Annotated in this window: 11 protein-coding genes, 2 tRNA genes and 2 rRNA genes (1 of these 15 running past the window's edge); 6 read left to right on the top strand and 9 right to left on the bottom strand. The window is 35.4% G+C overall.

Annotated elements, in window-relative coordinates:
- The 4 genes from ACVEGE_RS11765 to ACVEGE_RS11750 form a co-directional block, all read right to left on the bottom strand.
- Positions 1-578: ribosomal RNA gene (locus ACVEGE_RS11765) — 23S ribosomal RNA — on the bottom strand; it reaches 2,307 nt to the left of the window's first position.
- 190 nt (positions 579-768) lie between these two features.
- A tRNA-Ala gene (locus ACVEGE_RS11760) sits at positions 769-842 on the bottom strand.
- A gap of 87 nt (positions 843-929) precedes the next feature.
- Positions 930-1,003: transfer RNA gene (locus ACVEGE_RS11755), tRNA-Ile, on the bottom strand.
- A 185-nt stretch (positions 1,004-1,188) separates the two neighbouring features.
- Positions 1,189-2,702, bottom strand: a 16S ribosomal RNA gene (locus ACVEGE_RS11750).
- Together the 16S and 23S rRNA genes with 2 tRNA genes alongside form the textbook arrangement of a ribosomal RNA operon.
- Positions 2,703-3,612: 910 nt before the next feature.
- Here ACVEGE_RS11750 and thrS point away from each other — a divergent pair.
- From thrS to ACVEGE_RS11720, 6 genes are all read left to right on the top strand, one after another.
- A complete protein-coding gene (gene thrS, locus ACVEGE_RS11745; RefSeq protein WP_192500069.1) occupies positions 3,613-5,559 on the top strand; it encodes a threonine--tRNA ligase in 1,947 nt (648 codons plus the stop codon).
- 16 nt (positions 5,560-5,575) lie between these two features.
- Positions 5,576-6,133, top strand: a complete 558-nt coding sequence (gene infC / locus ACVEGE_RS11740) for a translation initiation factor IF-3 (RefSeq protein ID WP_370566944.1) — start codon at positions 5,576-5,578, stop codon at positions 6,131-6,133.
- Positions 6,134-6,259: 126 nt separating this feature from the next.
- Positions 6,260-6,457 carry a 50S ribosomal protein L35 gene (gene rpmI, locus ACVEGE_RS11735; protein WP_022827375.1) on the top strand — a complete coding sequence of 66 codons (198 nt, stop codon included), beginning with the start codon at positions 6,260-6,262 and terminating at the stop codon, positions 6,455-6,457.
- Positions 6,458-6,630: 173 nt separating this feature from the next.
- Positions 6,631-6,975, top strand: a complete 345-nt coding sequence (gene rplT / locus ACVEGE_RS11730) for a 50S ribosomal protein L20 (protein WP_173854648.1) — start codon at positions 6,631-6,633, stop codon at positions 6,973-6,975.
- A gap of 162 nt (positions 6,976-7,137) precedes the next feature.
- Positions 7,138-8,868, top strand: a complete 1,731-nt coding sequence (locus ACVEGE_RS11725) for a tetratricopeptide repeat-containing sensor histidine kinase (RefSeq protein WP_173856634.1) — start codon at positions 7,138-7,140, stop codon at positions 8,866-8,868.
- 205 nt (positions 8,869-9,073) lie between these two features.
- Complete coding sequence (locus ACVEGE_RS11720) at positions 9,074-9,742, top strand: response regulator transcription factor (RefSeq protein WP_173856633.1); 669 nt, start codon at positions 9,074-9,076, stop codon at positions 9,740-9,742.
- Positions 9,743-10,233: 491 nt separating this feature from the next.
- Here the strand turns inward: ACVEGE_RS11720 and secDF are convergent, their stop codons facing one another.
- The 5 genes from secDF to fdhD form a co-directional block, all read right to left on the bottom strand.
- Positions 10,234-13,206, bottom strand: a complete 2,973-nt coding sequence (secDF, locus tag ACVEGE_RS11715) for a protein translocase subunit SecDF (RefSeq protein ID WP_192500070.1) — start codon at positions 13,204-13,206, stop codon at positions 10,234-10,236.
- 226 nt (positions 13,207-13,432) lie between these two features.
- Positions 13,433-14,368 carry a malate dehydrogenase gene (mdh, locus tag ACVEGE_RS11710; protein ID WP_173854644.1) on the bottom strand — a complete coding sequence of 312 codons (936 nt, stop codon included), beginning with the start codon at positions 14,366-14,368 and terminating at the stop codon, positions 13,433-13,435.
- Between the two features lie 85 nt (positions 14,369-14,453).
- Positions 14,454-16,397, bottom strand: a complete 1,944-nt coding sequence (gene gyrB, locus ACVEGE_RS11705) for a DNA topoisomerase (ATP-hydrolyzing) subunit B (protein WP_173854643.1) — start codon at positions 16,395-16,397, stop codon at positions 14,454-14,456.
- Between the two features lie 771 nt (positions 16,398-17,168).
- A complete protein-coding gene (locus ACVEGE_RS11700) occupies positions 17,169-19,463 on the bottom strand; it encodes an FdhF/YdeP family oxidoreductase (protein ID WP_192500071.1) in 2,295 nt (764 codons plus the stop codon).
- 45 nt (positions 19,464-19,508) lie between these two features.
- Complete coding sequence (fdhD, locus tag ACVEGE_RS11695) at positions 19,509-20,288, bottom strand: formate dehydrogenase accessory sulfurtransferase FdhD (RefSeq protein WP_192500072.1); 780 nt, start codon at positions 20,286-20,288, stop codon at positions 19,509-19,511.
- Between the last annotated feature and the right edge of the window lie 87 nt (positions 20,289-20,375).

The following is a 20,375-nucleotide window of genomic DNA, read 5'->3' as shown; positions in this document are numbered from 1 at the left end:
ACCCCACTAAAGGGCTCCGACCGCTTGTAAGCGTATGGTTTCAGGATCTATTTCACTCCGTTATTCACGGTTCTTTTCACCTTTCCCTCACGGTACTGGTTCACTATCGGTCTCTCAGGAGTATTTAGCCTTAGCGGATGGTCCCGCCAAATTCAGACAGGATTTCTCGTGTCCCGCCCTACTCAGGATACCACTATTGTTATCTTCTATTACTTATACAGGGCTATCACCTTCTTTGGCTTTACTTTCCAGTAAATTCTAATTCTATCCGCAACAAATAACGTGGTCCTACAACCCCAACATTGCCGTAACAACATTGGTTTGGGCTAATCCGCGTTCGCTCGCCACTACTTACGGAATCACTTTTGTTTTCTTCTCCTCCGCCTACTTAGATGTTTCAGTTCAGCGGGTTTGCCCACCCGAAGGTGTACTAGATCTTCAATCTAGTGGGTTGCCCCATTCAGGTATTTACGGATCAATCAATGTGTGCTTGTCCCCGTAACTTTTCGCAGCTTATCACGCCTTTCATCGCCTCTGAGAGCCAAGGCATCCCCCATACGCCCTTATTTTGCTTATTGTACCAATCTTAAAATTAATTAAGACCGTTTTTTCTTGTATTTTACTATCTCTAGTAAAAAACGCTTTCTACTTTTAATATTTTTCTTATCTCAATATGTCAATGAACTTTAATCCCCCTCCAACTCCCCCGAAGGGGGAGAGCCGATTGCTCTGGGTTCCTCCCCTTTGGGGAGGTTAGGAGGGGATTTGTGGAGAATAACGGAGTCGAACCGTTGACCTCCTGCGTGCAAGGCAGGCGCTCTAGCCAGCTGAGCTAATCCCCCATTTTTGAGCGACTAGTGAACAGTAATTAGTGACTAGCACTAATTTTGTTGCTTTTCAACTCTAGAATTTCCTTTAAGTTTAAATAGTTGTCTCGGACAGACTCGAACTGTCGACCCCTACATTATCAGTGTAGTACTCTAACCAGCTGAGCTACGAGACACTCTTATTCTTAAATTATTTTTTATTCAATTTCTTTAAATTAACAGCAAGAGTAATAAAGCTTCTAAATCAGACCCCAATGTCTCTTTTCGTCTCTTTCCCTACCGTGCTTTTCTTAATCCTTAATTCTTAAATATAAATACCTATTCATTAAAAAACAATACTTAGCTAACACTAAGGCTCTAGAAAGGAGGTGTTCCAGCCGCACCTTCCGGTACGGCTACCTTGTTACGACTTAGCCCTAGTTACCAGTTTTACCCTAGGCAGCTCCTTGCGGTCACCGACTTCAGGCACCCCCAGCTTCCATGGCTTGACGGGCGGTGTGTACAAGGCCCGGGAACGTATTCACCGGATCATGGCTGATATCCGATTACTAGCGATTCCAGCTTCACGGAGTCGAGTTGCAGACTCCGATCCGAACTGAGAACGGTTTTGTAGATTCGCTCCTGGTTGCCCAGTGGCTGCTCTCTGTACCGTCCATTGTAGCACGTGTGTAGCCCAAGGCGTAAGGGCCGTGATGATTTGACGTCATCCCCACCTTCCTCACAGTTTACACTGGCAGTCTTGTTAGAGTTCCCGACATGACTCGCTGGCAACTAACAACAGGGGTTGCGCTCGTTATAGGACTTAACCTGACACCTCACGGCACGAGCTGACGACAACCATGCAGCACCTTGTAAATTGTCTTGCGAAAAGTCTGTTTCCAAACCGGTCAATCTACATTTAAGCCTTGGTAAGGTTCCTCGCGTATCATCGAATTAAACCACATGCTCCACCGCTTGTGCGGGCCCCCGTCAATTCCTTTGAGTTTCAAACTTGCGTTCGTACTCCCCAGGTGGGATACTTATCACTTTCGCTTAGCCACTGAGATTGCTCCCAACAGCTAGTATCCATCGTTTACGGCGTGGACTACCAGGGTATCTAATCCTGTTCGCTACCCACGCTTTCGTCCATCAGCGTCAATATATTAGTAGTAACCTGCCTTCGCAATTGGTATTCCATGTAATCTCTAAGCATTTCACCGCTACACTACATATTCTAGTTACTTCCTAATAATTCAAGTCAGACAGTATCAATGGCCGTTCCACCGTTGAGCGATGGGCTTTCACCACTGACTTATCTGACCGCCTACGGACCCTTTAAACCCAATGATTCCGGATAACGCTTGGATCCTCCGTATTACCGCGGCTGCTGGCACGGAGTTAGCCGATCCTTATTCTTACAGTACCGTCAAGCTGGTTCACGAACCAGTGTTTCTTCCTGTATAAAAGCAGTTTACAATCCATAGGACCGTCATCCTGCACGCGGCATGGCTGGATCAGGCTTGCGCCCATTGTCCAATATTCCTCACTGCTGCCTCCCGTAGGAGTCTGGTCCGTGTCTCAGTACCAGTGTGGGGGATCTCCCTCTCAGGACCCCTACCCATCGTAGTCTTGGTAAGCCGTTACCTTACCAACTAACTAATGGGACGCATGCTCATCTTTCACCGATAAATCTTTAATAGTGGTCTCATGCGAGACTACTATACTATGAGGTATTAATCCAAATTTCTCTGGGCTATCCCTCTGTGAAAGGTAGATTGCATACGCGTTACGCACCCGTGCGCCGGTCTCATTATCCGAAGATAACTACCCCTCGACTTGCATGTGTTAAGCCTGCCGCTAGCGTTCATCCTGAGCCAGGATCAAACTCTTCATCGTATATTATTTGCTTATTACTAAGCTATTTATTTTTGACTGAAGATCTATTGGTTATACTCTAATCTATCTATTCTATTACTCTTATTCTTTTGTTCTAACATCTCTGTTAAAACGGCTGTCAATTCAATATGTCTAGGAACGTGTTCTTATCTTTTTTAACCTCGTTATTCACTTTTCGTGTTTCCCGAAGCGGGTGCAAAAGTAATAAACTCTTTTATTTCTCACAAGCTTTTTTTGAAATAATCTGAAAATAAATTTTCAACTTATTCCGTTTTGCTTGCCATAATGTAAAGAACTTATTCGCTGTTGCGGGTGCAAAAGTAGTGAGTCTTTTCCGTTAAACAATACTTTTAAATCACTTATTTTTGACATTTGTTCAGCCCTAGCTTTAACTCACTGGAAATGCAAACTTTGTGAATTACTCTTTTTTAAAGTTTTAAATAATTGTAGGAATTGTCTATATTATTAGCGCTCCTTTTATTCTGTAGCCGCCGTCTTCAGCGCTTTTTTTAAATGTATTTGCTCGTAAAAGCTTTTCTATAGCTGCTCTTGGATTAGGAGCGCCATATAAAGTTGCCCAACTCCTTAAACAATGGGATTTCTTCGATTTGTAAATGAAAAAGTACGGATCAATCCCTTACTCCTTATATATAGCTATCAAAATCATATCTCCTACTCTACTGCATTAGCCCTGATAGCAGCGGCATCCTCTAGTGGCGGGGTTCGCCACTAGAGATACAGCGGAGAGCAGGAAATAGCTCCTGAAATTTATTATTGAACTATCCTTATATATAGGTACGGATTAATTTACTCTTTATGGACTAAGCTAAATAATAATGAAACAATCCTAACATATATATTGGATGTGTTTTTGTAATGGTTTATATTTGCATTCTTAAATTAACAAACAATGATTAAGATTACTTTGCCCGATGGGTCAGTTAGAGAGTATGCACAAGACGTTACTCCGATGGATGTTGCTAAAAGTATTAGCGAAGGTTTTGCTAGAAATGTAATTTCGGCATCATTTAACGGGACGACCGTTGAAACAAGCACTCCTTTGACAACGGATGGTAGTCTTATATTATTTACATGGAATGACGAAGGTGGTAAGAAAGCTTTTTGGCATTCAACTTCGCACGTCATGGCACAAGTTCTTGAAGAAATGTACCCTGGTATTAAATTGACTCTTGGACCTGCAATTGCTAATGGATTTTATTACGATGTAGATTTTGAAGATCATAAAATTACAGAAGCAGACTTTAAGAAAATTGAAGATCGTGTTCTTGAAATATCAAGAGGAAAGCATGAATTTAAATTGCGCCCTGTAACTAAGGCAGAAGCTTTAGAATTATACAAAGACAATGTTTACAAAACTGAGATGATTACTAATCTTGAAGACGGAACGATTACGTTTTGCGATCACGATACTTTTACTGATTTATGTCGCGGTGGACATATTCCGAATACAGGGATCATTAAAGCCATGAAAGTAATGAGCGTTGCTGGTGCTTACTGGAGAGGTGATGAAAAAAACAAGCAATTGACTCGTGTTTACGGAACATCATTCCCTAAACAGAAAGACTTAACTGAATATTTACTTTTGCTGGAAGAAGCAAAATGTAGAGACCATAGAAAATTAGGTAAGGAATTAGAATTGTTTGCTTTTTCTCAAAAAGTTGGAGCAGGCTTACCATTATGGTTACCTAAAGGAGCTGCATTGAGAGAGCGCTTAGAGCAATTCTTGAAGAAAGCGCAAAAAAAAGCAGGTTACGAGCAAGTTGTTACTCCACATATAGGTCACAAGGAACTTTATGTTACTTCTGGTCATTACGCAAAATATGGGGCTGATAGCTTTCAACCAATATCCACTCCTAATGAAGGAGAAGAGTTTTTATTGAAACCGATGAACTGTCCGCACCACTGTGAAATTTATAATGTAAGACCTTGGTCATACAAGGATTTACCAAAGCGTTACGCTGAATTTGGTACAGTATACCGTTACGAACAAAGTGGAGAACTACATGGCTTAACTCGTGTTCGTGGTTTTACTCAGGATGATGCTCATATTTTTTGTACTCCAGAGCAACTGGATGAAGAGTTTAAAAAAGTTATTGACCTGGTACTTTATGTATTTGGCTCCTTAGGTTTTGAAAACTTTACAGCTCAAATCTCATTGAGAGACAAGGAAGACAGAGAAAAATACATAGGAAGTGATGAAAACTGGGAGAAAGCAGAGAATGCTATTATTAATGCTGCTGCAGACAAGGGTTTAAAAACCGTAATAGAGTATGGAGAAGCTGCATTTTACGGTCCTAAATTAGATTTCATGGTTAAAGATGCCCTGGGAAGACAATGGCAACTGGGAACAATTCAGGTGGATTACAATTTACCTGAACGTTTTGATTTGACATACAAAGGATCAGACAATGAATTACACAGACCTGTAATGATCCACAGAGCACCATTTGGATCTATGGAGCGATTTATAGCTATCTTACTAGAGCATACTGCAGGAAATTTCCCGCTATGGCTAATGCCAGAACAGGCTATAATCTTGTCTTTAAGTGAGAAATATGAAATATATGCCAAAAAAGTTTTAGATTTGCTAGAAAATCACGAAATTCGCGCAATCGTAGACAACCGAAACGAAACAATTGGTAAAAAGATTAGAGATGCAGAAATGCAAAAAATTCCTTTTATGCTAATTGTAGGTGAGGAAGAAGAGAAAAACGGTACGATCTCTATACGCCGTCATGGACAAGAAGGAAAAGGAAATAGTACCATTACAATAGAAGAATTTGCTGCAATTATTGATGCAGAGATTAAAAAAACATTAAAAGTATTTACAGTTTAACTTAAATTATAAAGTCATAGCAATAAGAAGCAACAGAGGTTACCAACCTCGCGTAGAAAAAAAGGATGCCCACAGAATAAATAATCATATTCGTGGTATACAAGAGGTACGTCTTGTAGGTGAAAACATAGAGCCTGGAGTTTTTAAACTTTCAGAAGCTTTGCGTTTAGCGGATCAATTTGAACTAGATTTAGTTGAAATTTCACCCAATGCTGAGCCGCCAGTGTGTAAGATTATGGATTACAAGAAATTTGTTTACGAACAAAAGAAACGTGATAAAGTCTTAAAAGCAAAATCTACACAGGTAACTGTGAAAGAAATTCGTTTTGGTCCTCAAACAGATGAGCACGATTATGAATTTAAGAGAAAGAATGCTGAAAAGTTCTTAAAAGAAGGTGCTAAATTAAAAGCATTTGTATTCTTTAAAGGACGTTCTATTATCTATAAAGATCAAGGTCAAATTTTATTATTAAGATTAGCTACAGATCTAGAGGAGTTTGGTAAAGTGGAAGCGATGCCAGTTCTTGAAGGAAAGAGAATGATTATGTTCATTGCTCCTAAGAAGAAGAAATAATCCACCTAACCCCCGAAGGGGAAATGAAGTGGATAGCAATATACTTTTCTACTCCCTCCCCTTTGGGGAGGGTTAGGGAGGGCAAAAAGATAAGTAAGTAAGAATAAATTAAAACACTAGGAAAAAATGCCTAAAATGAAAACCAAATCTAGCGCCAAGAAACGTTTCAAAGTTACTGGTTCTGGAAAGATTAAAAGAAAGCATGCTTTTAAAAGTCACATCTTGACTAAAAAATCTAAAAAACGTAAATTAGCTTTGACACACTCAGCGTTAGTTCACAAAACAGATATGAAAAGTATCAAACAACAATTAAGAATTATCTAGTAGACCATTAGTTATTAGTTACTAGTCAATAGTTATAAAACTTTTGACTAATATCTAATTCCTTTTGCACAGATTAATCTTTCGGTTAAAACAATTTAAAATAACCTTGGAGTATGGCCAATAAGTGCTTTTGATTAAATTCAGGCCGCCTGCTACAAAAACACATAAAAATTATGCCAAGAGCGGTAAATTCAGTTGCTAAAAGAGCAAGAAGAAAAAAAATAATGAAGCAAGCCAAAGGTTTCTTTGGTAGACGTAAAAACGTTTGGACAGTTGCTAAGAATGCGGTAGAGAAAGCAATGTGCTACGCTTACCGTGACAGAAAAGTGAATAAAAGAAATTTCCGTGCTTTATGGATTCAACGTATTAACGCTGGAGCTAGATTGGAAGGAATGTCTTATTCTCAATTCATGGGTAAAGTAAAAAAGAACAATATCGAATTGAACCGTAAAGTTCTTGCAGATTTGGCTATGAACCACCCAGTAGCTTTCAAAGCAATACTTAATAAAGTAAAATAAACGTTTTATCAACTCAATTTAAGACTACTTACTTATATAGAAGCCCTAATCTTTCGATTAGGGTTTTTTTATGCTTAAAAAACACCTTAAAACAACTGAATTTAAATTAATAAAATTACTTAATGGTTTTATACTTATCAACAAAACCCCTATTTTCGCCATATGATACTGAAAATACCACGCATAAAATTATACTTATTAATTACTATTATTGTACTACTGCAATCATGTGATAATAATAAAAGTAATGATAAAATTGAGCATAAAAACGATTTTAAAGAAACAAAAAAGCTTATAGAAATTGGGTATCAATACTATCAAAAAATAGAATTTGATAGTTCTTTCTATTATTACAACAAAGCTAAAAATAATGCCGAACTCCAAAAAGATACTGCTAGAATAATTCACTCATTGAGCTGGATGGCTCAGATACAACGAAATCAAGGTGACTATAGCGGAAGTGAAGCCACTAGCGTTGAGGCACTACCATTAATTGAAAATCCAAATAAATATTTATACGGCCAAACAAATATTTACATTGGTCTAGCTAATAATTATTTATTGTTATATGATAACGATAACGCAATACATTATTTCAAAAAGGCAATCAATAGTAAAACAGATCAAATAATTAGGGCTAGTATAGAGCATAACATTAGTATAGCACTCATTGAGAATGGCCAATATAATACGGCAATTGAAATTCTTATTTCTCTAATAAAACAAAGAGAAATACTGAATAATCCTGAAACATTTGCTCAAATTAACAACACTCTAGGTACGGCTTATAAAAAAACTCATAATAAAAAAGCACTTTATTTTTTAAATAAAGGATTAAATATAAGGATACTAAATAAAGATTATTGGGGAATGGTTGGTAGCTATTATGAACTCTCAGATTATTACAAAGAAACAAACTTAAACTTAACCGCAAAATACGCATTAGCGGCCTACAAATTGTGTGTGAAATTTAATTTTAACGAAGCACAATTGGAATCATTAAAATTATTAATGCTAAGCACTAAAGGAGATGAATTAACAAAACATACCAAGAAATATTTAAGTCTAAATGATAGCATATTAAAAAATAGACAAAAAGCAAAAAACAATTTTGCTAAAATAAAATATGACTCTAAAAAAGAGAAAGAGGAGAACATTAGTTTAAAAGAACAAAAAACAGAAGATCGTTTACAAATACAGATACAAAAAAATAAAAATCAATTATTGTACATCCTCGTAGGTTTTATATTATTTGTTTTTGCCTTTATTCTCTACTACATTAAAAACAAGAGCAATAGAGAAAAGCTACAGATATCCTATAAAACTGAAACTCAAATCGCAAAGAAACTTCATGATGAACTTGCTAACGACGTATACCAAATGATGAAATTTACTGAAACAAAAGATCTATCTACTCCCAAAAACAAAGAAATACTACTTAAAAGTCTCGATACTGTTTATGATCGTACGCGAAATATTTCGAAAGAAAACAGTAACATCCATACTGATGAACAATTTACTGCACAATTAAAAATGATGTTACTAGATTTCAATACTCCTGAAATATCCCTAATAATTAATGGTCTAGAATCAATAGAATGGTCATTAATTGAAGACACCAAAAAAATAACCTTATACCGTATCCTACAAGAGCTCTTAGTCAATATGAAAAAACATAGTCAATGCAGTATTGTTGTAATTGTATTGAAAAGAGAAAAGAAAAAACTACAACTTAGCTATACTGATAACGGAATTGGTTTCAATAATAAAAAAGACAGACACAGTAATGGCCTTAAAAATATTAAAAATAGAATAGAATCTATAAAAGGAACTATTACTTTTAATTCTGTTTTAGAAAAAGGAACTAAAATTAACATTCAGTTTCCTGTATAAAATGAATAACTATTTTACAACCTATCAAATCAATCTAATACGTCAAAACAGCAAAGAAACCAAATAATGTACGTTTTTTTAGATCCAAAAAAAAATACCCGAATGTGGAAAACCGTACTCAAGCTAGTAATAGAAGCTTTACTTTTGTTTTTGAAATCAATAAGGATTTCTAAGCAAAAATTACATTTCCAAAATAACACAACATATGTTTACAAAAGTTTTGATCGTTGACGATATAGATTTTAATGACGCCGGAGCCAAGCATGTACTAACAGAACTAGGCGTACCTGAAATTGAGTTTGCAAAATATTGTGACGATGCTTTATTAAAAATAAAAAAAGCTGCAAATGATGGTCAACCTTATGAATTACTTATTAGTGATTTATCATTTAAAGATGATCATAGAGATGAAAAAATTAAATCAGGCGAAGAATTAATTGCCATTGTAAAACAATTATACCCAGAAATTAAGGTTATTGCTTTTTCAATTGAAGACAAGTCCTATCCAATTAAATTTTTATTTGAAAAATTCGATATAAATGGCTATGTCATTAAAGGCCGAAATACAATGTTTGAATTAAACAAAGCTATTTTACAAGTCAATAGTTCAGAAGAAAAATTTGTTTCTCCAGAGTTAACACATATATTTCAAGATAAAACCATTAACGAAATTGACAACTATGACATTCAGCTTATTAAATACCTCTCAATAGGAATTACACAAGAAAACATGGAGTTTAAGTTTAAAGAACTAGGAATCACTCCTAATAGTAAAAGTACAATTGAAAAGCGTGTAAATAAGCTTAAAATATATTTTAAAGCAAACAATCCTACACATCTAGTAGCAATTGCTAAAGACCTAGGGTTGATTTAGTAAAAAAAACATCGTTTAAATAACAAAACAGCAAACCTTAATCGTTATTGGGTCGCTGTTTTTTTTATGAAAAAAAATATTAAAAATAATTAAGCACTACTTAAAATACTTTATTGAACTATTTTAAACACTAAGCTTAAGTTTAAATATAACATCAAATAATGAAACTAATTTCAATATTACTATTACTCATAATAACAACTATGAGTAATTTAGATACTAATGTTTACATCTGTGGCCCTACGGGCGCAAAAAAGTATCATTTTACTAACTCTTGTCGCGGTCTTAGCAATTGTAAACATGAATTAAAAAAAGTATCTCTGAAACAAGCACATGATTATGGACTTACTCTTTGCGGCTGGGAAGATTAAAAGCATAAAATTATTTCGTAAAACAGTACAAACTCTTAATTTAATTAAAAGATTCGTTTGGTTTTAAAGCAAAAAAAAGACCCAATTTTCATTGGGTCTTTTATATCAATATTTAAAATATTAGATTTCTTCATGTGATTTCTCAACACGCTCTTTATCCGTTTTAGAAATAGTATCCACTAGTACTGGCGTTGCAATAAATAGTGAAGAGTAAGTTCCTACAACAATACCCACAAGCATCGCAAAGATAAATCCTCTAATTGACTCTCCTCCAAAAATAAACATGATTAATAAAACCACGATCATTGTTAACGAAGTATTAATTGTTCTTGACATAGTAGTATTAATCGATTGATTTACAATCTCAGTAAAATTCCCTTTAGTTTTACCTGCTAAAAACTCACGAACTCTATCAAATACAATTACAGTATCATTCATTGAATATCCAATAACAGTAAGAATCGCAGCTATAAAGTGTTGATCAATCTCCATACCGAATGGCATGAATTTGTAACATAAAGAGTATATTCCTAATACAAAAATAACATCATGCGCTACAGCAGCAATCGCTCCTAAACTATATTGCCATTTTCTAAAACTAATCATTAGGTATAAAAACACTAATAACATTGCTCCCAATACAGCCCAATATGCGTTTGTTTTAATATCTTCTGCAACAGATGGACCTACTTTAGAAGCTTGAAGTATTCCTACTTTTTTACCATCATAAGCATTTACAAATTTATCGTAAGTAATTTCAGGACCATAATAACGTTTTAATGTTTCAAACATTAATTTATTAACTTCTTGATCAGCTTGAACACCATGTTCTTTAACTTTATATTTTGTAGTAATTTTTAATTGATTATTATTACCAAATACTTTTACTTCAGCACTTCCGTCAAAAACTTTTGCCAATTCTGCTTTTACAACATCTGTTTCAATTGGTTTTTCAAAACGTACTTGAAAAGTTCTTCCTCCAACAAAATCTACACCTTCATCAAGTCCGTTTGTTGATAATGATATAATACTCACTACAATTACAATACTTGAGAATAAATACGTCCATTTCTTCATACCTAAGAAATCAAAATGGAAGTTATTAAATATCTTTTTAGAGAAGCTTGTAACAAAAGTTAAGTCATTTTTAGTTTTTAAATTTCTATCCAAAAATATTCTTGCAATAAAAATAGAAGTAAATAACGAAGTCGCAATACCAATTAATAATGTAGTAGCAAATCCTTTAATTGGTCCTGAACCAAAAATAAACAATACCGCTCCAGTAAGAACGTGAGTCACGTTAGCATCTGTAATAGATGACATTGCACCTCTCCAACTGTAAGACGTTTTAATTGCCTCTTCTAGTGTTTTACCAGCACGTAACTCCTCTTTTGCTCTTTCATATATAATTATATTTGCATCAACAGCAGTACCCATTGTTAATACGATACCCGCAATACCAGGCAATGTAAGTACAGCACCTAAACTAGCTAATATTCCAAAAAGGAAAAGTAAATTAACCGCTAATGCAATGTTAGAATACCAACCTGCTTTACCGTAATAAACCATCATCCAAAGTGATACAATAAGCAAACCTACAATAGCAGAGTTTGTTCCATGATCAATAGCTTCTTGACCTAAGGATGGCCCAACAACTTCTGACTGTACAATATCTGCAGTAGCAGGAAGTTTACCCGCTCTTAATACATTTGCTAAATCTTTAGTTTCTGTAACGTCAAAAGAACCTGAAATTTCAGATCTTCCTCCAGCAATAGGTCCACTTGATACACCAGGAGCTGAATATACAATATCGTCAAGAACGATAGCAATATTACTCTTTTGAGTATAAGCCTTCCCTGTTAATTCTTCCCAAGCTTTAGCTCCTTGTCCGTTCATTTGCATTGACACAGCAGGTTTTCCTGATTGATCAAATGAATCTTTAGCATCAGTAATCACACCACCGCTCATAGCAGCAACATTATCTCTATTCCCTTTTAAAGCGTATAATTCAACTGCTTCAATATCTTTATCTTTTGCATCTTTGATAGTAGTTTCTTTACCCCAAACAAACTTAACATAGCGTTGTTCTGCAGGCAATAAGATTTTAATATCTGATCTTTTCAAATAACCGTTGATTACTGCAGTATCTTTTGGAGAGAATAACCCTAAAACTGGTCCTCCACCTTGAGCAATAATTTTATCAAATAAAGGATTGTTTCCTTTTTTAGCAGCAGATGAATCTTTAGAATCTGTTAACAAAGCGCTTAAAGAGTCTTTAACAACTACTTTAGTTTCTACCTTATTAATTTCAGTTTTCTTTAATGCTTCATTAGCAGCAACTAAAAAGTTACCCATTTCATCAATCTTGTACGTTTCCCAAAACTCTAATTGGGCAGTACTTTGTAATAATTTCTTGATTCTATCAACATCTTTAGCTCCTGGAAGTTCAACAAGAATTTGTCCAGATTCTCCTAATTTTTGAATATTAGGTTGTGTTACCCCAAATTTATCAATACGTTTTCTAAGTACACCAAAAGCACTTTCAACTGATTCATTAACTTTTCTTTTAATGATTTTTTGAACTTCTGAATCGGTCATTTGATAATCAATACCACCTTCACCTTGCATACTTCTGTTTGCAAAAATATCAGGAGATGCTAATTTCACATTTCCTTTAGAGTTTGCTTCAAAAGCTTCAAAAAACTTGTCTAAATAAGGTTTGTTACCTTCTAAATTAGCTGTAGCATCAACAAGTGATTTGTTAAAAACAGGGTTTTTAGAATTATTAGATAATCCTTTCAAAATGTCTTTAACAGAAATTTGAAGAATTACGTTAATTCCTCCTTCTAAGTCAAGACCCTTGTTGATTTGTTTATCACTAACTTCATTGAAAGTAAAATCAGTAAATCCTAGGTTGAAAACTTTTTCTTTACCAATAGAATCTAAATACTTTGATTCTTTGTCAGGGTTACCTCCTGCAAATGCCTTAGCATCGTCTTTTACTTTGCTTGCGACAAAAGTGAATGATAGTTGGTAAATACTTACCAATGCAAATAGAATTGCGAAAAATTTAATGAGTCCTTTATTCTGCATTATTACTAAAAATTAATTATTTTATATTTATTTATTCTTGTTTTAACCCTTTATCTATACCCTCTGCCTATATTTTTACACCCCTAAAAAAGCGCAAAATAAGCATACTATTTTTTATAAACCGAGCAAATATATAATTAAGGTTAAGATTAACCAATTTATTTATCGATTAATCTCAAAAAAAAGACTGCAAAAGTGCAGTCTTCTCTATTATATAACACTTATACTAAGCTAAAATTGATTTTAAAGCATCATTCATTTGCCTAACAGCATCTGCACTTTTAGCAAACAAAGCTTTTTCGGTATCATTTAATTCAATTTCAACAATTTCTTCTACTCCATTTTTACCAATGATACAAGGAACACCAATACAAATATCGTTTTGACCATATTCTCCTTCAACAAAAACGGAACAAGCAATCATTTTCTTTTGGTCATTTAATATACTATCTACTAAAAAGGCTACAGAAGCTCCTGGAGCATACCAAGCTGAAGTTCCTAATAATCCAGTTAATGTAGCTCCTCCAACCATTGTACTCGCAGCTACATTTTGCAATGCTTCTTGAGACAAAAATTGAGAAACTGGTATACCATTATAAGAAGCCAAACGAGTTAACGGAATCATAGTAGTATCACCATGTCCTCCAATAACCATTGCCGAAATATCGTTAGCTGGTTTATCTAAAGCCATTGATAAATAGGTTCTAAAACGAGAACTATCTAAAGCACCACCCATACCTATAATTCTATTTTTTGGTAAACCTGTAGCTTTCAATGCTAAATAAGTCATGGTATCCATTGGGTTAGAAACTACAACGATTACCGCTTCTGGAGAAAATTTCAATACGCTCTCTGCAACACTTTTTACAATTCCTGCATTAATACCTATTAACTCTTCTCTTGTCATTCCTGGTTTTCTAGGAATCCCTGAAGTAATAACGACTACATCGCTATTGGCTGTTTTAGAATAATCATTAGTAACTCCTGAAACTTTAGTATTAAAACCTGTATTCGTAGCACACTGCATTATATCAAGAGCCTTACCTTCAGCAAAACCTTCTTTAATATCTAATAACACTACCTCACTTGCAATTCCTCTATAAGAAATAACATCCGCACAAGTGGCTCCAACATTTCCTGCTCCTACAATAGTAACTTTCATAATTTTGAGTTTATTTCGGTTATTCGTTAATTTGGTTATTTTTTATTATTTGGTGATCGTATTCATACAAATCACCGTATCTTAATTATGCATCAATATTTGCATAAACTGCATTTTTTTCAATAAATTCTCTTCTTGGAGGCACTTCGTCTCCCATTAACATAGAGAAAACTCGATCAGCTTCAGCTAAACTATCAATTGTTACTTGACGTAAAGTTCTAAAACTTGGATCCATTGTAGTTTCCCACAATTGCTCTGCATTCATCTCTCCAAGACCTTTATAACGTTGTATCGCTGCACTACCGCCCATTCTTTCATTAGCCTGATCACGTTGAACATCATTCCAAGCATACTCTTTCTTTTGACCTTTTTTAACCAAATATAAAGGAGGTGCAGCAATGTAAATATGTCCTTGCTCAATCAATTCTTTCATAAATCTAAAAAAGAACGTTAAGATTAAAGTTGAAATGTGGCTACCGTCGACATCGGCATCACACATAATTATTACTTTATGGTAACGTAATTTAGAAATATTCAAAGCTTTACTATCATCCTCAGTACCTACGGTAACTCCAAGTGCAGTAAATATATTTCGAATTTCTTCGTTTTCAAAAACTTTATGGTGCATTGCTTTTTCAACATTCAAAATCTTACCACGTAATGGTAAAATAGCTTGAAATGCTCTATCACGACCTTGTTTTGCCGTTCCTCCAGCCGAATCTCCCTCGACAAGGTACACTTCACATTTTGCAGGATCTTGTTCAGAACAGTCTGATAATTTTCCTGGCAATCCACCACCGCCCATTACGGTTTTACGCTGCACCATTTCACGCGCCTTTTTAGCTGCGTGACGTGCTTGAGCAGCAAGTATCACTTTTTGAACAATGATTCTAGCGTCATTTGGATTTTCTTCCAAATAATTCTCAATCATCTCACTTACCGCTTGACTTACTGGCGAAACTACTTCTCTATTTCCTAATTTTGTTTTAGTTTGCCCCTCAAATTGTGGCTCAGCTACTTTTACAGAAATAATTGCTGTTAATCCCTCACGAAAGTCATCTCCCGAAATATCAAATTTCAGTTTATCTAACATTCCTGAACTATCAGCATACTTTTTTAAGGAACGAGTAAGACCCGATCTAAATCCCTGTAAGTGTGTTCCTCCTTCATGTGTATTAATATTATTCACATAAGAAAAAATATTTTCAGTATAACTAGTGTTATAAATCAATGCAACCTCAACCGGAATTTCTCCTTTATCGTGATCCATAGAAATTACATGAGCAATAATAGGCTCACGGTTTCCATCTAAATAACGAATGTATTCTTTCAGTCCTTCATTAGAATGAAAAACCTCCGAAACAAAATTTCCGTCTTTATCTAATTCTCTTTTGTCAGTAAAAGTAATTGTAATTCCTTTGTTTAAGAATGACAATTCACGCATACGTGCTGATAAAGTATCGTAAGAATACTCAATTGTTTGCGTAAAAATTGTTGGATCAGGATAAAAAGTTACAATTGTACCTCTTTTTGTTGTTTCTCCAATTTGTTTTACTGGATAAAGCGCCTTTCCTTTTTCATATTCTTGCTCGTAAACCTTACCATCACTACTGTGAACCGTAGCTCTCAAGTGATTAGAAAGTGCATTTACAACAGAAACTCCAACACCGTGTAAACCTCCAGAGACTTTATAAGAATCCTTGTCAAATTTACCACCAGCACCAATTTTAGTCATTACCACTTCCAGTGCCGAAACACCTTCTTTTTTATGAATACCAACCGGAATACCACGACCATTATCCTCTACAGAAATAGATCCATCTTCATTAATATCAACTATAATAGTATCACAGTGACCACCCATAGCTTCATCGATAGAGTTATCTACCACTTCATAAACTAAATGGTGAAGACCTCTGACACCCACATCTCCAATATACATCGATGGACGCATTCTTACGTGCTCCATTCCTTCTAATGCCTGAATACTATCCGCTGAATAATTGCTCTTATTGATTTCTTCGCTCATATGTTTTATTCTAAAATGTAATTTTGTCTAACACGCAAATATATAAAAACGTAAACTATTTGACCGTTAAAATACCACTTTAAGCGGTTAAGTTATTAACATATTGTTGATTTAACACCAAAAAAAACGCTTCCAGAAAAGAGAGTGCCTTCTTTTAGTTACATTTTCTGTTTTTAAAGTACTAATTCTGTTTTTAAGCCAAAGACCATATTTAAAATTTCACCTTAAACAGAGCTACACTCGCAACTATTCAAGAATCTTTAAAAAAATGTTTGAAATCGATTCATACAATCCATATTTTAAAGAGCTATTCTTCCCATAAATTTCAATCTTTTTAACTTAAGTCTCTTTTTCTAACTACAAGCAGAAGCTTCTGGTTTTCGCTCTGCCAGCAGAAAAAAAAAGTAGTTTCCGTTTGCAAAGGCTTATTATTAATAACAAGTCTTAGATCTTTGACTTAGATTGAATAATACGAAAATGCATCTTTAAAAGATAAGAATTGATAATCAATAGATCTTATTCCGAGCACTAGTTATAACTAACGTAAATTTAAAAAAAAATTGATATTAGAGTGCGATTGTAATGGCGTACAAAAAAAATGGGTTACCCCGAATTACTCGCCCCAGATAGTAGCGACAGCCCCGACTGAAAAAACGCTATTTTTTACGGGAGTAGCAGAGCGACCAAAGGAAGCTCCTGCTGTGACCTAGTAAAAAAAGCGTTTTAAAAGAGGGCTATAGCGAATAGCTGGAATAGGCGCATCATAATCCCCTACTCCCTTTTTCGCACAGTTATCACCACCGTTTTAGAAGTGGGTTGATTACTTATTCTGGCCTTACTTTGCAAAGGCACCAAAACATTAGTCTCGGGAAAATAAGTTGCGGTGCAATTACGAGGAATGCTATACGGAATGACGATAAATTTTTCGGCTAGGCGTTCTTGCCCTTCAAAGTGGCTTATCAAATCGACCAAATCGTCTTTTTTTAACCCAGCTTCATCTATATCTTGTTGGTTCATAAAAACCACGCGGCGTTCGTTTAAAATACCTCGGTAACGGTCGTTTAAACCGTAAATTGTAGTATTGTATTGATCGTGTGTACGTATAGTCATCATTAGATACTGCTCTTTTTCAAGAACAATATCTGATAGTTCGTTGATTGTAAAATTAGCTTTTCCGGTGTGGGTACTACTAAAGTCATTTTCACGGGCATTGTTAGGTAAATAAAATCCGCCAGGAATACGCACGCGGTCATTATACTGATCAAATCCTGGAATGGTAGCTTCGACTGCGTTGCGAATCAAGTCGTAATTCCCTGCCATGGCATCCCAGTCTACTTTAGAATTCTTTACGGTAGCTTTTGCCATTCCGGCGACAATAGCGGTTTCACTTTTTAGGAATTCAGACAATGGTTCTAAATTCCCTACTGATTTAGCAATTACACCCATTGAATTCTCTGTAGTTACAAACTGTTCTCCACTTGCTTGATAATCAATCTCTGTACGTCCTAAACAAGGCAAAATCAACGCTTCTTTACCGTGAACCAAATGCGAACGATTTATTTTAGTCGAAATATGCACTGTCAAATCGCAATTGCGCAATGCTTGAGCTGTAAACTCGGTGTCTGGAGTGGCTGAATTAAAATTTCCACCCATTCCAAGAAAGAAGCGTGCCTCTTTTTTATGCATGGCATCAATAGCTTTAATAACATCATAGCCATGCTTACGAGGTGATTTAAAATCAAAATAAGCATCTAAATTATCTAAAAATTCTTCTGGCATTTTTTCCCAAATTCCCATTGTACGATCACCTTGCACGTTAGAATGTCCGCGCACGGGACAAGTTCCTGCACCAGGTTTCCCAATGCTTCCTTTGAGTAATAATAAATTCACCACTTCACGGATATTATCGACTCCGTTTTTATGTTGTGTTAAGCCCATTGCCCAACAGACGATAATTTTTTTGTTATCGGCAATCATTTCAGCCGCTTCAACTACTTCTTTGTGTGTTAATCCTGTTTGCGCAATTAATTCTGGAATTTTATATTTCTCCAAGTCGGTTATAAAAGCGTCATATCCTTGAGTTTGTTTTGCTATGAATTCTTGATCGAATACAGTTCCAGGATTGGCTTTTTCTTTTTGAAGCAGTAATAACAATATCGCTTTTAAGAGTGCAACGTCTCCATTGATCTTGACTTGCAAGAACAAATCAGATAATTCAGTACCGCTTCCTAACCATTTTAAGGGATTTTGTGGTTCGATGAAGTTTTTCAAACCCACTTCTGGCAATGGGTTTACACTGATGATTTTTCCGCCGTTATGTTTTGTTTCACCCAAAGCCGTTAACATTCTAGGATGATTGGTCCCTGGATTTTGCCCCATGACAATAACCAAATCAGCATGTTTAAAATCACCTAAAGTCACAGAACCTTTTCCTATTCCTACTGTTTCACTTAAAGCGGATCCGCTTGATTCATGGCACATGTTAGAACAATCAGGTAAGTTATTAGTCCCAAATTGACGTACAAACAATTGGTACAAATAAGCTGCCTCGTTACTAGTGCGTCCCGAAGTATAAAAAACAGCCTCATCTGGGGAATCCAAACCGTTTAGTGTTTTCCCTATTAACTCAAATGCATCCTCCCAACTAATTTCTTCATAATGTGTACCGCCTTCGCGCAAATACATTGGATGCGTTAACCTCCCTTTTTTTCCTAATTCGTAATCTGATAATTGTCCTAATTCATTCACACTATGCAAAGCAAAAAAACCGGGAGAAACACGATTTTTGGTTGCTTCTTCGGCTACTGCTTTGGCACCGTTCTCGCAATACTCAGCTAAAAATGAACGTTTTTCATCTGGATCTGGCCATGCGCAACCAGGACAATCAAAACCATCTTTTTGATTGAGTTTTGCCAATAATCCTATTCCTTTTACAATTCCTACTTCGTCCTTGATAAAAGTCAAAGCCGATTTGATTGCTTTAAATCCTACAGCAGAATGTGGAACTTCAATTTCTTCGATTCCTGTTAGTTTTTCTGGTGGTTGCGCTATTGTTCTTTTTATCATGATGACAGTGTTTTTTATTTTAAAAGTGAATCTGGCTGGTGGTCGCTATGGATTGGAATAAATGGTTGCTTTGTTATCTCTAGAAAATCCAATTAAACAGATTCCGAATTCCTTGGCATAATCTACCGCCAGCGATGAACAAGCAGAAACGGCTACAATTGTACCTATTTTAGCAAAGAAAGCCTTTGTTATAATTTCATAAGAAACGCGACCACTTACTAGTAGAAACGTTCCTTTATTTAATTGTTGGGATTGAATTAATGCGCCCACACATTTATCGACTGCATTATGCCTACCGATATCTTCCTTGAGCGTTAGCATTTGGTAATTAGCATCAAAAACGGTTGCTGCATGAGAGCCACCCGTTAAACTAAAAGTTTTTTGGTTGGCAGTCATTAAGGCAAACATTTCTGGTAGTTTATTTAAGTTGAGCGAGGGTTGTTTTGCCAATTTGGTTTTTGGGCTATCAAAATCTTCTAGTTGCTGCTTACCGCAAATGCCGCACGAAGAAACGGATAATAAGGATCGTTTATTGAGGTAACCTATCCCTATTTGATCTTCTGGAATGCTCACTTCAATTTTAGTGAAGCCGTTTGTTGTTTCGGAAATGATTTCCATCAAAAGTTCCCCCGTATTTCTATAAATATCTTCAACGTAGAGTAATCCTCGAATGAGGTCAAAATCATTTCCTGGCGTACGCATAACAACTGTAAACGGACTTTGATTGATGCTTATTTCTAAGGGTGCTTCAACCACTAAAAAATCAGTAATCAGCTCCCTAGATTCAGCATTTTTTTTAATCCCTTCGTATGTGACGGTTTGCATTTATAATATCTTTAATACTTGTAAATTTAGTTAAAAAAGATAGAAATCGTGGGTACGCAATTACTAAATAAAGCATAAATATAGTTT

The organism is Flavobacterium sp. PL002 (assembly GCF_054165825.1).
The sequence above is the reverse complement of the archived record's forward strand: the minus strand, read 5'-3'. Positions and strand labels throughout refer to the sequence as shown.

Excerpts from the sequence above, each read along its gene's own strand:
- thrS (WP_192500069.1), top strand. The coding sequence starts at position 3,613 with ATGATTAAGATTACTTTGCCCGATGGGTCAGTTAGAGAGTATGCACAA.
- rpmI (WP_022827375.1), top strand. The coding sequence starts at position 6,260 with ATGCCTAAAATGAAAACCAAATCTAGCGCCAAGAAACGTTTCAAAGTT.
- rplT (WP_173854648.1), top strand. The coding sequence starts at position 6,631 with ATGCCAAGAGCGGTAAATTCAGTTGCTAAAAGAGCAAGAAGAAAAAAA.
- ACVEGE_RS11725 (WP_173856634.1), top strand. The coding sequence starts at position 7,138 with ATGATACTGAAAATACCACGCATAAAATTATACTTATTAATTACTATT.
- ACVEGE_RS11720 (WP_173856633.1), top strand. The coding sequence starts at position 9,074 with ATGTTTACAAAAGTTTTGATCGTTGACGATATAGATTTTAATGACGCC.
- secDF (WP_192500070.1), bottom strand. The coding sequence starts at position 13,206 with ATGCAGAATAAAGGACTCATTAAATTTTTCGCAATTCTATTTGCATTG.
- mdh (WP_173854644.1), bottom strand. The coding sequence starts at position 14,368 with ATGAAAGTTACTATTGTAGGAGCAGGAAATGTTGGAGCCACTTGTGCG.
- gyrB (WP_173854643.1), bottom strand. The coding sequence starts at position 16,397 with ATGAGCGAAGAAATCAATAAGAGCAATTATTCAGCGGATAGTATTCAG.
- ACVEGE_RS11700 (WP_192500071.1), bottom strand. The coding sequence starts at position 19,463 with ATGATAAAAAGAACAATAGCGCAACCACCAGAAAAACTAACAGGAATC.
- fdhD (WP_192500072.1), bottom strand. The coding sequence starts at position 20,288 with ATGCAAACCGTCACATACGAAGGGATTAAAAAAAATGCTGAATCTAGG.